Annotated in this window: 12 protein-coding genes and 1 pseudogene; 7 read left to right on the top strand and 6 right to left on the bottom strand. The window is 62.6% G+C overall.

The annotated features are described in order from the left end of the window. Positions 1-68 precede the first annotated feature (68 nt). Complete coding sequence (locus tag QN219_RS07470; RefSeq protein WP_283998965.1) at positions 69-1,247, top strand: aminotransferase; 1,179 nt, start codon at positions 69-71, stop codon at positions 1,245-1,247. A 14-nt stretch (positions 1,248-1,261) separates the two neighbouring features. Here the strand turns inward: QN219_RS07470 and QN219_RS07465 are convergent, their stop codons facing one another. The 6 genes and pseudogenes from QN219_RS07465 to QN219_RS07440 form a co-directional block, all read right to left on the bottom strand. After that, complete coding sequence (locus tag QN219_RS07465; protein ID WP_283999483.1) at positions 1,262-2,107, bottom strand: DMT family transporter; 846 nt, start codon at positions 2,105-2,107, stop codon at positions 1,262-1,264. A gap of 208 nt (positions 2,108-2,315) precedes the next feature. Beyond that, positions 2,316-3,749 (bottom strand): aldehyde dehydrogenase family protein, encoded by a 1,434-nt coding sequence (locus QN219_RS07460; RefSeq protein ID WP_283999482.1) that lies wholly within the window; start codon positions 3,747-3,749, stop codon positions 2,316-2,318. 678 nt (positions 3,750-4,427) lie between these two features. Next, the gene (locus QN219_RS07455) at positions 4,428-4,574 is read right to left on the bottom strand and encodes a hypothetical protein (RefSeq protein ID WP_283998963.1); all 147 of its coding nucleotides are present in this window, start codon (positions 4,572-4,574) and stop codon (positions 4,428-4,430) included. Positions 4,575-4,802: 228 nt separating this feature from the next. Further along, a complete protein-coding gene (locus QN219_RS07450; RefSeq protein ID WP_283998960.1) occupies positions 4,803-5,717 on the bottom strand; it encodes a transglutaminase family protein in 915 nt (304 codons plus the stop codon). Between the two features lie 301 nt (positions 5,718-6,018). Beyond that, entirely contained in the window at positions 6,019-7,332 is a 1,314-nt protein-coding gene (locus QN219_RS07445) for an FAD-binding oxidoreductase (protein ID WP_283998959.1), read from the bottom strand. Further along, positions 7,329-8,689, bottom strand: a pseudogene (locus QN219_RS07440) (glutamine synthetase family protein). Before QN219_RS07440 ends, QN219_RS07445 begins: the two are co-directional and overlap by 4 nt. Positions 8,690-8,790: 101 nt before the next feature. Between QN219_RS07440 and QN219_RS07435 the strand changes: the two are divergent. The 6 genes from QN219_RS07435 to QN219_RS07410 all read left to right on the top strand — a co-directional run bounded on the left by QN219_RS07435 (position 8,791) and on the right by QN219_RS07410 (position 14,966). Continuing rightward, positions 8,791-9,483: a GntR family transcriptional regulator gene (locus QN219_RS07435; RefSeq protein WP_283998958.1), complete on the top strand. Its 693-nt coding sequence runs from the start codon at positions 8,791-8,793 to the stop codon at positions 9,481-9,483. 147 nt (positions 9,484-9,630) lie between these two features. Then, positions 9,631-10,311, top strand: a complete 681-nt coding sequence (locus tag QN219_RS07430) for a helix-turn-helix domain-containing protein (protein ID WP_283998957.1) — start codon at positions 9,631-9,633, stop codon at positions 10,309-10,311. A 47-nt stretch (positions 10,312-10,358) separates the two neighbouring features. Beyond that, positions 10,359-11,462, top strand: a complete 1,104-nt coding sequence (locus QN219_RS07425; protein WP_283998956.1) for an aminopeptidase P family protein — start codon at positions 10,359-10,361, stop codon at positions 11,460-11,462. A gap of 263 nt (positions 11,463-11,725) precedes the next feature. Continuing rightward, positions 11,726-12,442 (top strand): FadR/GntR family transcriptional regulator, encoded by a 717-nt coding sequence (locus QN219_RS07420; RefSeq protein WP_283998955.1) that lies wholly within the window; start codon positions 11,726-11,728, stop codon positions 12,440-12,442. Continuing rightward, positions 12,439-13,611: a PLP-dependent transferase gene (locus QN219_RS07415; protein ID WP_283998954.1), complete on the top strand. Its 1,173-nt coding sequence runs from the start codon at positions 12,439-12,441 to the stop codon at positions 13,609-13,611. Before QN219_RS07420 ends, QN219_RS07415 begins: the two co-directional genes overlap by 4 nt. Positions 13,612-13,703: 92 nt before the next feature. After that, positions 13,704-14,966, top strand: a complete 1,263-nt coding sequence (locus tag QN219_RS07410; RefSeq protein WP_283998953.1) for a sugar ABC transporter substrate-binding protein — start codon at positions 13,704-13,706, stop codon at positions 14,964-14,966. The last annotated feature ends 62 nt before the right edge of the window (positions 14,967-15,028 follow it).

The raw sequence follows: 15,028 nt of genomic DNA, 5'->3' as shown, positions 1-15,028 counted from the left end.
GCGAAGGGGCCTGTGCAGTTCTCTCCGTCAGCACTTCGTCCGCCGCTAACAGCAACAGGAAGGTTCAAATGCCGCATTTCAATCCCCTCGTCGAAAAGCTCTCGCCGCCGCCGGTTCCCTCCGTGCTTGCCTGGGCGAAGGCCTATGACGGGGCGAGAGGTCCGCTGATCGATCTTTCGCAGGCCGTGCCGGGCTATCCTGCACATCCGGACATGCTGAAATGGCTCGGCGAAGCTTCCGCATCGACCGCCTTTACCGGCTACGGTGCGATCGAGGGCGAGGCGGAATTGCGCGCGGCCTATGCCGCCCATGTTGCGGGCCTCTATGGCGCGGCGGTTACGGCCGACAACATTCACATCACCTCCGGCTGCAACCAGGCTTTTATGTGTGCCGTCATGGCGATCGCCGGCGCGGGCGACACGGTGCTGATGACCAACCCCTATTACTTCAATCAGGAAACGACGCTGGCGATGCTGGGCATCAACGTCGAGCTGGTGCCCTGCGACGCCGGGGCCGGATTCCTGCCGGAGATCGACGCGATCGTCTCGGCGCTTCGGCCGGGCATTCGCGCGCTTGCCCTCGTTTCCCCCAACAATCCCACCGGCGCCGTCTACCCGCCGGAACTTCTCCAGCGCATTCACGAAGCGTGCCGCAAGAACGGCACCTGGCTGATCCTCGACGAGACCTATCGCGACTTCCTGCCATCGGCCGACATTGCGCCGCACGGCCTGCTTCAGACGAAGGGCTGGCAGGACAGCTTCATCGGCCTCTACAGTTTCTCGAAATCCTTCTGCATTCCCGGCCATCGCCTCGGCGCAATTACCGCCGGTCCGGCGCTCGTGGAACAGATCACCAAGGTCATGGACAACCTGCAGATCTGCGCCCCCCGGGCCGCACAGGCGGCAGTCGCCAAGGCCATTCCAGCACTCGCGGACTGGCGGCTTGCGAATCGCGCCGAAATTGCCGCACGTGCCGACGCGCTCAAGGGCGTCATGAGCCGCCTGGCAAAATGGAAGCTGCAGGCAGTCGGGGCGTATTTTGCCTATATCCGCCACCCCTTCCCCGACATCGATTCGCAATTCGTCGCCGAAAAACTGGCGAAGCTCGCCGGCGTGGTCTGCCTGCCTGGCGACTATTTCGGCGAAGGCCAGGAAAACTACCTGCGCTTCGCCTTCGCCAATGCCGACGTCGTGACGATCCGCAAGCTCGAAGAACGGCTCGCGGGCTTCGAGCTGCCCGGTATCTGAGCGATCTTCGAGGCTTATCCGCGGCGGGCGATCAAGATCCCCACGAGCACGATCGCGCCGCCGATCGCCTGCGCGAGGCCCACCGGTTCGCTGAGCAGCATCCAGGCGAGGATCGCCGCCACCACAGGTTGCAAGAGCAGCGTCAGCGAGGAGAAAGCTGCCGGCAGGTAGGCGAGCGCATAGGTGATCGCCACCTGTCCGCCCGCATGGCTGACAAAGGCGAGACCGAACAGCATCGCCCATCCGAAGGCGCTTGCCGGAAACAGCGCAGGTTCAAACGCAAGCGTCATCGGCAGCATACAGACGGCAGCCGAGGCGGTGCTCCAGATCATGATCCGGTTGGTGCTGAACCGGCTCCGCAACCTGCCGATCGCAAGGATATAACCAGCATAGAACATCGCGGCGACGACAGCGATGCTGTCGCCGAGGACATCGCCGCCAGCGAGCGCGGCAGGCCCGCCCTTCAAGATCACCACGCCGGCAACGGCCGTGGCAAGCCCCGCGACGAAGACGGCGCTGACCGGCGAGCGAAACAGCGCCCAGCTTGCGAGCGTCACGAAGACCGGCGCAAGGTTCGCAAGCAGCGTCGCGTTCGCAACGGACGTCATGGTCAGGGCGAGATGCCAGGCGGCGAGATCGATCGCAAGCAGGACGCCCGGCAGGATGAGCGTGGCGTAATCGGAAAGTTGCTCCGGCCGCCTGTCGCTCGCCGATCCGTTGCGCAACCATGACCAGGCGACGAGCGGGAGCAGCGCGAGCGCCACGCGCCAGAAGGCCGTCGCCATTGGCCCGACTTCGGAGAGCCGAACGAAGATCGGCGAGCCGCCGATGGCGACACCACCGAGCAGCAGCGCTGTCATCGCAATCGAGTCGCGGGAAGAAACGGAACCGGCGGGTTGGGTCACGGCGATGTCCAGAGAAGTCGACTCATGGCAGGCGCCACGAGATCAATGGCACCTCGCAAGCCAGCTATCAGAAGCCTGCTGCCAGCAACAGCGGCCAACCGCTAAATTAGCGATATAAATCAGCCGGCGCGGCGCGCACCGGCTGATTGTCGACTGGCGCGGATCATGCCGCGTCCGGAACGTGGACGGTCTTTACTTCCAGGAAATCCTCAAGCCCGAACATGCCGCCTTCGCGACCGTTGCCCGACTGCTTGTAGCCGCCGAAGGGGCTGCCGTATCGGTGCGGACCGCCATTGATATGCACCATGCCTGCACGCAGCCTTGCGGCGACGCGTTCGGCCCGTTTCCGATCCCCCGTTTGAACATAGGCTGCAAGCCCGTAGTTGGTGTCGTTGGCGATTCGGATCGCTTCCTCTTCCGTATCGAAGGGAATGATCGCAAGCACCGGACCGAACACCTCTTCGCGGGCGATGCGCATGGTGTTGTCGACGTCGGCAAAGATCGTCGGCTTGACGAAATAGCCCGTCTCAAATCCTTCCGGCTTGCCCACCCCGCCGACGAGCAGTTTGGCGCCCTCGGCAATACCCGCCTCGATCAGCGCCTGGACGCGGCCGTATTGGACGTGGCTGACGAGCGGGCCGATGTGCGAGCCCTCCTTTGTCGGGTCGCCGACCTTCGCCTCGGCGCCGACGCGTCTCGCAATCTCCACCACCTTGTCGTAGACGCTGCGCTCCACCAGCATGCGCGTCGGCGCGTCGCAGGACTGGCCGGAATTGTTGAAGCATTCGAGAATACTGCCGGTGACGCGATCCTCGAGATCGGCGTCGGCAAAAACGATGTTCGGCGACTTGCCGCCGAGTTCCAGCGTGACGCGCTTGACCGTCTCGGCCGCATCCTTGCTGACGGCGATACCAGCCCTGGTCGAACCGGTAAACGACATCATGTCGATGTCCTTGTGCTTCGAGAGTGCGGCACCGGCATTGACCCCGTCGCCGTTGACGAGATTGAAGACACCCGCCGGGAAGCCCGCCTCGTCAATCATCTCCGCATAGAGCATGGCGTTGAGCGGCGTGAACTCGCTTGGCTTCAGCACACAGGTGCAGCCGGTCGCAAGCGCCGGCACGACCTTGAGAGCAACCTGGTTGATCGGCCAGTTCCAGGGCGTGATCAGGCCGCAGACGCCGATCGGCTCGCGCAGCATGACATCGCCGTTCGGAAGCCGGTCACGCGTCTTCAAGCGTTTCAGCGCGTCGATGAAGCCCTGCAGGTGACCGACCCCTACATCGGCCTGTTGTTCGCGCGCCATCGTCGCCGGGGCGCCCAGTTCCATCGTGATCGTCGCGGCCATCTCGTTATAGCGACGCTTGTAGATGGAAAGCAGCGTTTCGAGCAGCGCCAGACGCTCCTCGACGCTGGTCTGGCTGTAGCTTGCGAACGCCTTCTTCGCGGCGGCAACGGCACGATCGATATCGGCGGCGGTGCCCCTGGAAATCACTGCGATCGGCTGCTCGGTCGCCGGGTTCAGGACCTCCAGATCCTTGGGCTCGATGGGGTCGATCCATTCGCCGTTGATGTAGAATTTTCTCCTGTCGAGCATTCGCTCCCTCCTTCGCGTCAAAGTGCTTGTTGTATCTCGGCCTGCCAGGTTTTGATCAGCTCCCGGTAGCGTTCGCCGGAAAAGCTCGGAAAATGCCCCACCATGGACGATGCGTGCCGGTATTCTCAGCAGGCCCATCGACGCCAGATCGTCCGCATTGGAATGGTAAGTGTTCTCGATCAGCGGTCCGTCGCACAGAATGTCGCCGCTAAAGACGCTGTCGGCCAGCATGTCACAATCGCGGCCGCGGACGTGCCAGACGTTGCAGCGGTAGAGTTCCTGGGTGCAAGGCTCCGAAATAGCGGTCACGTCATCTTCGAGACGCTTCACCGCATACCAGTCTTCCGGAGCAATTCGCCGCATTTGTCACGCATTCCCGCTTGCCGACGGCAAGCTACGACGTCGGCGGCACGAACCGCAAGGGGAACGATCCCGCCTTTACTTCACAACTGGCCACTGCACAGCAGATGGGAATACAAAGCGGAATGGGCGCTATGTGAGGCCCGCGACGGCTTCCATGTCCGAGCCTGTCGGTCGAGCGACCGAAAGGCTGTCACCCACTGCGTCGAAAAGGAACTCGAGTTCGCAGTGTGCCGACAAATGTGCAGGAAAGGGAAAGGTGCTCAAGAGGACGCCAAGCGGCCGACGGCTCGCGGACACGCGGCTAAGCTAGACGTATCAGATCGCACCGATAATGAGCGCCGAGACGAAACTGAACGCCGCGGCAAAGGCAATGGTGTGAGGGATCAGATTGACCGGAGAGCGTCGGGCCGGCGGTGCAGCGTAGATCACGTGGCGGGACTGAGTCGCTCTGGTCGCGTTCATCTTGTCTCTCCGCGTTTGCAGCTTCACTACGCGCCGGACGTCCTCTCAGACGCGTAAAGGACGCTGTAGCACGTTGAATCGCTGCATGTTTTATCCTCAAATCGGCCAGGATTTAAGGAAACGTGCAGCGATAGTAATGTTCTCCCATGTATTCGATTGAGTTTATAGATATTATTTTCTGCCGATTGCGTGGGAAATGAAAAATCCGTTTACGCGCCATGGCCGCGGTCAATGCCGATTGCGGTCGCGCTCCTGCAGGTGTCGCGACCAGGTTTCGCTGAACCAGGGCGTCAGCAGCGAAACATCGGCCGCGCGGTGGGACCGGGTGAGCGACACGTCGCTTTCGACCGAGGTCCACACGGTAAAGGCGGTGAGTTCGTGTTTGCCGAAAGTCTGCATCAACGGGATGTCTGCCGCGTCGCGGCCGCGCGCGACCGGGATGCGGCCGATGCGCCGCGCATTGTTCTTGGCATCGAAGGTATACCAGCGATCGCCGAGATAAACCTCGAACCAGGCATTGAAATCCATCGGCGCCGGGCTTTCCGGCGCGCCGGCATCGGTCATGTAGCCGTTGACGAAACGCGATGGCATGTTCATGCAGCGGCAGAAAGCAATGGCGAGATGGGCGTAGTCGCGGCTCACGCCCAAGCGATCCTCGTGCGCTTCCAGTGCCGTGCGCATCGCCTGCGCATAGCCGTAGCTGAAAACCAGCCGGTCGTGGACATAGTCACAGATCGCCTGGACGCGCAGCCATCCCGCCGGAACATCGCCGAAAAGCCTCCACGCCAGCGCACCGAGCCGGTCCGTCTCGCAATAGCGGCTGGCAGAAAGATAGGGCAACCAGGCGGGCGGAAGCCTTTCCACCGGCACGGCTTCCGCCAATGGATCCGAGGCGTCCGGCCTGCCGTCATCATTCATCACCGCGTCATAGCTGAGCCCGGTTTCGCCCTCGGGCAAGACCATCCGCAGGCAGGCATTGCCGTGGGGATCGGTAATTTCCTCCATCGCCAGGATCGGTGACGCGACCGGGCCGTGCTCCCGGACAATACTTCCACGCCGTTCGGGTACGACCGAAAGATAGGTCATCATGGGCGTTGGCTGGGTGCACCGAATGCCGATCTCGTAGCCGAAGCGTATGAACATTTCCGACCTCCCTGATCGACCGCGCCCGTTCCGTCATGGCTCTGACCCGCAGTCAGGGCGTGAACGCCCCGAAATGGATGTCCATGCGTCGCGTTTGCCGCGATCTCGATTTGTTGAGATTCGGGCTAGGGACAGCCCTCGGCGTACCGTTGCCGTACGCAGGATATCACGCCCAGACGGACGCCCCGGTCAGACGGTCCAGCCAAGAAATTCTAGCGCATGATCGGGACGAGCGGAATCGATTTGGGAGGGAAAGACGTCATCCGCAGCAACCAATCGCCTCGGAAGAGCGGCAGTCATTTCACCAGCCGACCGCATCTTTCAGCGAATACCACCAGGAACCGATCGTCGAATATTGCGCGCGGAACATTCGCCCGCCCGGGAACGGATACCACGGCAGTTTCTCGAAGACGTCGAAGCGCGCGGTGTCGCCGTCGATCGCCTCGGCGAGCGTGCGGCCGAAGAGGTGGGAACCGGTGACGCCATGACCGCTATAGCCATGGGCAAAATAGGTGTTGGCGCCGATCCGTCCCATCTGCGGCACGCGCGTGAAGGAGAGCGCAAAATTCCCGCTCCAGGCATAGTCGATCTTCACACCCTTGAGCCGCGGAAAAACCTTTTCGAGATTGGGCTTGAGCTTGGCGACGACATCCGCGGGGTCGGTGCCGCCATAGACGGTGCCCCCACCGAAAATCATCCGCTTGTCGGCCGAGAGCCTGAAATAGTCAAGGATATAGCGGACGTCTTCCACGCACATGTCGCTCGGGATCAGCGATTGGGCGAGTTCCTCGCCGAGCGGCGCCGTGGTGATCATCTGCGTCGAGACGGGCATGACGCGCGAGACAAGCTTCGGCACGGCATCGCCGAGATAGGCGTTGCCGCAGAGCACGACGATGCGGGCACTGACTTCGCCTTCTCGGGTATAGACCGTCGGTCGCGCCGCCTCATGGTCCACGCGTGTCACTGGAGACATCTCGTAGATCGTGCCGCCCAGGCTCTCGAGGGCGCGGGCCTCGCCGAGCACGAGGTTAAGCGGGTGCATGTGGCCGCCCGTCGTGTCGAGCATGCCGCCGCAATAGGCATCGGAATTGACGAGCTTCCTGAGCGCCTCGCGGTCGAGAAGCTGATGATCGTCCATCCCGTATTTGCGCCAGAGCGCCTGCTTGGCCTCCAGTTCCCTCATATGCGCGGCGGTATAGGCGGCATAGATATTGCCGGGCTTCAGGTCGCAGTCGATCTGGTACTGGCTGACGAGCCGGCGGATGATCCGCCCGCCCTCCTGCACCAGGCTGCCGATGAAACGCGCGGCGTCCTCGCCATAGCGGCGCTGGATCGTCGACAGGCTGGCGTTGAGGCCGTTGACGACCTGTCCCCCATTGCGACCCGAGGCACCCCACCCCACCTGCGCGCCTTCGATCACAGTGACCTTGTAGCCTTTTTCCGCGAGGTGGATTGCCGTCGACAGGCCCGAATAGCCGGCGCCGACGACGCAGATGTCGCTCTCTATGCGACCCTGAAGCTTGACCGGGGTGTGGATAATGTTGCGGGAGGCGGCGTAATAGCTCGTCGGATAGCTGCCGTCACCGGCGTAGGATTTCGTTGCGCTTGCCATCATACGATTTCCAGATAGGCGCTGAACTCATAATCCGTAACCTGCTCGGCAAAGCCGGCGATCTCCTGGCGCTTGCAGGCGATCAGCATGGAGCGAAGCACGGGATCGAAAATCTCGGCGGCAATCGGTCCGGCCTCGAAGGCATCGACCGCCTGCCCCCACTCGGCAGGAATTTTGGGCAGTTTCTCCGCGTCATAGGCCCGCCCCTCAACAGGTGCCGCTGGCTTCCATTTGTTGCGGATGCCGACGAGTGCTGCGCCAAGGATAGCGGCGATGACGAGGTAGGGATTGGCGTCGGCACCGGCCACGCGGTGCTCGATGCGCCGCGCCGCCGGATTGCCGCCCGGAATGCGGATCGCCGAAGTACGGTTCTCGTAGCCCCAGGAAATCGAGGTCGGCGCATGCGTGTCGGGCCTCAGCCGCCGGTAGGAATTGAAGTGCGGTGCGAAGAGCAGCGTCGTCTCCGCCATCCCTCGCAACAGTCCCGCGACCGCATGCTTCAGCACGGACGACCCTTCGTCGCTGCCGTCGTCGAAGACATTGTTGCCTTCCTCGTCGAGCAGGCTGAAATGGACGTGCATGCCATTGCCGGATCGCGTGCCGTAGGGCTTGGCCATGAAGGTCGCGGCGAGCCCGTGTTTGCGGGCAACCCCCTTGACGATGCGCTTGAAGAAGATCGCGTCGTCCGCCGCTTTCAGTGGATCGTCGGTGTGGAGCAGGTTGATCTCGAACTGGCCGATGCCGTTCTCGGCGATCGCCGCGTCGGCCGGCACGTTCTGACGCGCACATTCCTTGTAGACGTCGGAGAAAAACTCGCCGAAATCGTCGAGCTCGTCGATCGACAGGATCGCGTCGGAATCGAGCCGCTTCCCGGTGTAAGGCGAGATCGGCGGCACGGCGCTGTCGGGCTCCGGATCGATCAGGTAGAATTCCATCTCGGTCGCCACGACCGGACGCAGGCCCAGTTCGCGGTATTCCCTGACGATTGCCGCAAGCGCCTGGCGCGGATCGGCCAGGAACGGCTTGCCTTCCTCGACGAAGAGCCAGAGCGGCACCAGCGCGCTTGGCCGGGACGTCCAATTAACCGGCAACGCCCCTCGCCCGGTGACACCGCAGATTCCGTCGCGGTCGCCGGTCGCGAAAACCTGTTCGCTGCCGATGATGTCCTCTCCCCAGACATCCACGCCGACGATCGAGAGCGGCATGCGGATGCCGCCGCCGAGCACCTTGGAGGCCTGTTCGACCGGCACGCGCTTGCCCTGCCGTTCAGGTCGCAGATAACTGCCTGGATGCTTTCGATCGGGCCGTTCTGCTCGAGCCAGACCTTGAATGCGCTTGGATCTTCCGCCTCTAGAGACATATCTCAATTCTTGTTTTGTGATCACATTTATGGAAAGTTGACATAATTTACGGTTTGAAGTCAAGCTTGGCCGAACCGACGCGGCAGGAGGAATCACAGTCTTGAAGACCCCGGTTTTGCCGGCGTTTGAACGGCCGGAAGGCATGACCACGCATGACTATGCCTTTGCACGCCTCAGGCAGGCGATCATGGTCGGCGCCTTTCGTCCCGGGACCTCGGTCACGATCCGAGGTCTCGCCGAAGCGCTGGAGAGCAGCCCGACGCCGGTGCGTGAAGCGCTGCGGCAGTTGACATCGATCGGCGCTTTGCGCTTCCTCGAGAACCGCCGCATCGTTGTGCCGCGCATAACGCCGGCACGGTTCGAGGAGCTTATTTCGCTGCGGATCGTCCTTGAAAGCCACGCCGCGCGCCGCGCTGTCGCCCACCTTTCAGACCGGCAGATCGACCGCATCGTCGCAATCGACGACGCCATCGAGGCCGCAATCCTCGATGGCCAGAAGGCTGCGGCGCTGATCGCCAACCAGGAATTCCATCGGCAGATCTACATGGCCAATCCGGACCAGGTCGCCATGCCGCTGATCGAGAGTGTGTGGCTGCAGCTCGGACCCATTCTCGGTATCGCCATGGAGCACGTTACCAAACTCTACGTCGTCGATCGCCATCGCGAGGCGATCGACGCGCTGAGACGCCGGGACGAGGATGCTGTCGCCGAGGCAATCGGCGCCGATATCCGCGAGGGCATCGGCGGCTTTGACCAGCAAGCGATCGGTAAACTGCTCAGCCTCGCCGGATGAACCCGATCTCAACGCACTGACAGGCAACCGAGCGGCAAGCCCGCTCAAGTACATCCGACGGCGATTTTTAGTATATCTAAAAAATCTCATTGACAGCGGTTCGCGACTGCTCCAGCTTTGAAGAAATACTAAAAAGCGGAGGAGCCTTTGGAGACGGAGAACCCTTCAGAAGCGCACATCGGTGGAGGCGACCCGCCGCTGGGCGAGCGGCTGCGCCGGCGCCGAAAGGAACTGAAGCTGACGCTTCAGAACGTCGCCGACCGCTCCGGCTTTTCCGTTGGCTTCATCTCCCAGATCGAGCGCGGCATCACCGTGCCCTCCTTGACATCGCTGATCGCGGTCTGCCGCACGTTGAACGTCGAAGTCGGCACCTTCTTCTCGCCGCCGAAGGTCGCCTCGCCCGTCACCCGCCGCGCACATCGCCCGGTCTATGCGCTCGGCAAAGGCGACGGCAACGTCTCCTACGAACGCCTCTCCGCGGCCTTTCCCGGCAACATCCTTCGGAGCACGATCATTCATGAACCACCTGGGCGCCGGAGCGAGCCGATGTCGCATGAGGGCGAGGAAATCTACTTCATCCTCGAGGGATCGCTGACGCTGGAGATCGACGGCGAGCGGGTCGTACTGGAGGCCGGCGATTCAGCCCATTTCCCCTCCACGCGTACCCACGCGACCTGGAACCACACGAACGCGCCGGCGACCATCCTGCACACCTGCACCATGGATGTCTTCGGCGATGGCGTGCCTTCCGGCGACCCGGACGACAGCCTGGCGGTGACGCGCGCGGCAGATCGCCGCCGAACAGTGAAGAAACACGAGTCACGCTGACGCCCGCCTCACATGCAGCATTTTCCACCAACACAGGACAGAATCCCATGAACGAGCAGACGAAGACGCGGCTTGCCGCATTGCGCGCACGAATGACGGAAACCGGCACAGGACTGATCGCGATCGCACCTGGATCGCATATGGACTGGATTCTCGGCTTCCATCCGCACCCGGACGAACGCCCCTGCCTGCTTCTGATCGCGCCCGAAAGCGAAGCCTTTCTGATGCCGGCGCTCAATGCCGAGGGCACGCGCGAACACACCGACATCGACTTCTACAGTTGGTCGGACGCGGAAGGTCCCGTTCAGGCGCTCAGGACGGCGCTCTCCGGCCTCGGCGCCGGAGAGCCCGGCCGCGTCGTTCTCGATGAGACGATGCGCGCCGATTTTGCGCTGCTGCTTCTCGACAATCTGCCGCCGGACACAGCGCGCGATTTTACGCTGGGCACGCTTGGTGCACTGCGCATGCGCAAGGATCGCGGTGAATACGAACTCCTGAAGATGAACGCGGCGATCGCCGACCGGGCGATGCAGGCCGCGTTCTCGAAGGTCCGTCCCGGCATGACCGAGAAGGAACTCGCCGCCGAGATCCGAGCCCACTTTTCCTCCGAAGGCGCGGCACCGGCCTTCTGGATCGTGGGTGCCGGCGGCAATGGCGCCTTTCCGCACCACTCGGCGAGCGACCGCGTTATAGAAGAAGGCGACGTCGTGGTGATCGACATCGGCGGCCGCAAACAGGGTTTCCCGAGCGACATTACGCGCATGGCGGTCGTAGGCCGCCCGCCGGAGGGCTATGGCCAGATCCACACGATCGTCGAGAAGGCCGTGCAGGCGGCGATGAAGGCAGCCCGCCCGGGTGTGCAGGCGAAGGAGGTCGATGCGGCCGCCCGCAAGGTGATTACGGATGCCGGCTATGGCGAATATTTCGTGCATCGCACAGGCCACGGCATGGGCATCGACGGTCACGAGCCGCCCCACATCACCGCGACTTCGGAAACGATCCTTGAGGAAGGCATGGTATTTTCGATCGAGCCTGGCATCTACCTGCCTGGCCGTTTCGGGATCCGGCTCGAGGATATCGTGATCCTGCGCGCCGACGGGCCGGAGGTTCTCTCCTCGCTGCCGCGCGAAGTTTATGTCGCCAAGGTCTGACGCGCCTTTCCGTAACTTGCAGGACGCCGGCGCAACGCGCCGGCGTCCTTTGCATTCAAGCTCGGGGCTGGATACCGCCTGCTGGCTTTTCGGTGGCACCCGCTTCCTTCCGGGCCCACCGGGGATGGCCGTGTGATCCGGCGATCCAGAACTCAAGTCCCGCAGTATCAGCCGAGAAAACCGGGCTTGCCGCTTGACCGCCCAACTCGCCGGCGGCATATTGCTCAGATGTCAGACCAATTTGGCGTCATGGGGAGAACCGGATGCCTCAACAAGACAAGGCGACGCTCCTGCCCCTGCCCCCGGTCGATCGGGTGCAGCAGGTCATTGCCGCTCTTGCCGACTACATTCAGCATTCCGGCTTGAAGCAGGGCGATCGACTGCCGGCCGAGCGCGAGCTGATGGCGGCGCTTGCCGTCGGGCGTTCCACGGTCCGCGAGGTCCTCAGCCATTTCCAGGCGCTCGGCGTTGTTGAAGCGCGCAAGGGCAGCGGCACCTATCTTCTGCGCACCATTTCCGGCGCGACGATCCACATGCCGCTGACGCTCGACACCCAGCACCTTCGCGACGCGCTTCTGCAGACGCTCGAGGTGCGGCGTGGGATCGAGGTCGAGGCCGGCATGGTGGCCGCGCGCCGCCGCACCGATGTGGATCTCATCAACATCGAGACAAAACTTGATGAGATGGAACGCGTGCATCTCGCCAAGGGCACGTCCGGTCCGGAAGACCTGGCCTTCCACCTGGCGATCTACGACGCCACCCACAATCCGCTCTTCCGCCAGCTCCTCGAACAGATGCGCGAGGGCTTCGAGCGCTTCTGGGAGAAGCCTTTCGACCGGCCGGATTTCGCGCGGCGCTCCTTCCCGTTCCACCGCACGCTCTTCAACGCAATCGCGGCGCAGGACTCTGACGCAGCGCGCCTGGAAACACTGAAAATCCTCGCGATCGTCGAGGAAGACATCAAGGAAATGTCCAAATGAGCAACGGCCTCGATCCATTCGATGCAGCTTCCCTCATCGTCGCGCATGACGAAGGCAATGCCTTCGATGCGGTCGTGCCGCCGATCGTCCAGACGTCGCTCTTCACCTTCAAGGACTATGACGACATGGTCGCTTCCTACCGGGGCGAGCGGGTGCGGCCGATTTATACACGCGGCCTAAACCCGACGGTCAGGATGTTCGAGGAGATGCTGGCGAAACTCGAAGGTGCCGAGGATGCAATCGGCTTTGCCAGCGGCATGTCGGCGATTTCCTCCACCGTTCTTTCTTTCGTCGAGCCGGGCGACCGCATCGTCGCCGTGAAGCATGTTTATCCCGACGCCTTCCGGCTGTTCGGCACGCATCTGAAGCGCATGCGCGTCGAAGTCACCTATGTCGACGGGCGTGACGAGGAGGCGGTGGCGAAGGCTCTGCCCGGTGCCAAGCTTTTCTATATGGAAAGCCCGACGAGTTGGGTCATGGATACTCACGACGTTGCCGCCCTGGCCGCCCTCGCCAAGGCCGAGGGCATTGTCACCGTGATCGACAACAGTTGGGCGAGCCCGGTGTTCCAGCAGCCGATCGCGCTCGGCGTCGACCTCGTCATACATTCGGCCTCGAAGTATCTCGGCGGCCACAGCGATGTCGTCGCCGGCGTCGTTGCCGGCTCGAAGGAACTGATCGGCCGCATTCGCTCCGAAGCCTACCCCTATCTCGGCGGCAAGCTTTCGCCTTTTGACGCCTGGCTCCTGATCCGCGGGCTTCGGACGCTGCCGATTCGGATGAAGGCGCATGAACGCTCGGCACTCACTGTTGCGCAGCGCCTGCAAAGCCATCCGCTAGTCGAAACGGTTTGCCATCCCGGCCTCGCCAATCATCTGCCGCCGGGTCTTTCCGGCACGTCCGGCCTGTTCTCGTTCATCTTCAGCGAGGGCATCGACGTGCGCCGCTTTGCCGATCATCTTCAATTGTTCAAGCTCGGCGTTTCCTGGGGCGGTCACGAAAGCCTCATCGTGCCGGGCGAAGTCGTTCTGGCGCAGAAAGCCCAGCCCAATTCCGCGGCCGCCTTCGGCATTTCTCCGCGGTCGGTACGGCTCCATGTTGGCCTGGAGGGAACGGAGGCCCTCTGGAGCGATCTCGAAGCGGCGATTGCCGCCGCTTCGTCAGGCTGACGACGAGCGGGATGGGGAAAGTGCAAGCGGTCTTCCGCCCGCATCCCGTTCTCAGAGAAGCGATCAACCACCCAAGAAAAAGGGGAACTGAAATGAGGAAACTGATCACCGCCACGCTGCTTGCGACGCTAATGGCCGGCAGCGCGCTCGCCGACACCAAGCTGAAGCTCGTCGAGGTCATCACCAGCCCCGAGCGCACGGAAACCCTGAAATCGATCGTCGCCAAGTTCGAGGCCGCAAACCCCGGCACCACCGTCGAGATCATTTCGCTGCCTTGGGGCGAAGCCTTCCAGAAGTTCGCGACGATGGTCTCGGCGGGAGAAGTCCCGGACGTCATGGAAATGCCTGACACCTGGCTCTCGCTCTATGCCAATAACGGCATGCTCGAAAGCCTCGAGCCCTATCTCGCAAAGTGGGAGCACACCTCCGGCCTGACCGAGCGTGCGCTCGAACTCGGCCGCGACGTCAACGACACCGCCTACATGCTGCCCTACGGCTTCTATCTCAGGGCGATGTTCTACAACAAGAAGCTGCTTTCCGAAGCGGGCGTTGCCGAGCCACCGAAGACGATGGACGACTTCGTCAAAGCATCCGAAGCAGTTTCCAAGCTGCCGGGCAAATCCGGCTACTGCCTGCGCGGTGGTCCGGGTGGCCTCAACGGCTGGGTGATGTTCGGCGCGACCATGGCCGGCGACAACAAGTTCTTCAACGAAGACGGCACGTCGACGATGAACAGCGAGGGCTGGGTGAAGGGCCTGACGTGGGTCATCGATCTCTACAAGAAGGGGCTCGCGCCGAAGGACAGCGTCAACTGGGGCTTCAACGAAATCGTCGCCGGCTTCTATAGCGGCACCTGCGCCTTCCTCGACCAGGATCCGGATGCGCTGATCGCCATTGCCCAGCGCATGAAGCCGGAGGATTTCGGCGTCACCACGATGCCGAAGGGTCCGAGCGGCAAGGCGTTCACCACGATCGGCTTTGCCGGCTGGTCGATGCTTTCCGCAAGCCAGAACAAGGATCTGTCCTGGAAGCTCATCGAGACGCTCGAAGGTCCGGAAGGCAATATCGAGTGGAACAAGCGCACTGGCGCGCTGCCGGTTCACAAGTCGGCCGAGAAGGACCCCTTCTACGCGAGCCCGCAATTCAAGGGCTGGTTCGATGAACTCGCCGACAAGGATGTCGTGCTGACCGTCATGCCGACCTACCTGGAAGAATTCGCCTTCTTCAAGGATTCGCTGGCGATCAAGACGACCCAGGAAGCGCTGCTTGGCGACATCACGCCGGAAGAGCTCGCCAACCAGTGGGCCGACTACCTGACCAAGGCGCAGCAGAAGTACCTGGCGAACAAGAAGTAAACCGGCACCGGCGGCGGCTCGCGCCGCCGCCGGTCGACCGCCGTAACGACAAGAAGGCACGC

The organism is Sinorhizobium sp. 8-89 (genome assembly GCF_030124325.1).
In the GTDB taxonomy this organism is placed as follows: domain Bacteria; phylum Pseudomonadota; class Alphaproteobacteria; order Rhizobiales; family Rhizobiaceae; genus Sinorhizobium.
Note: the sequence above shows the minus strand (reverse complement) of the source record. Positions and strands in the feature narration are given on the sequence as shown.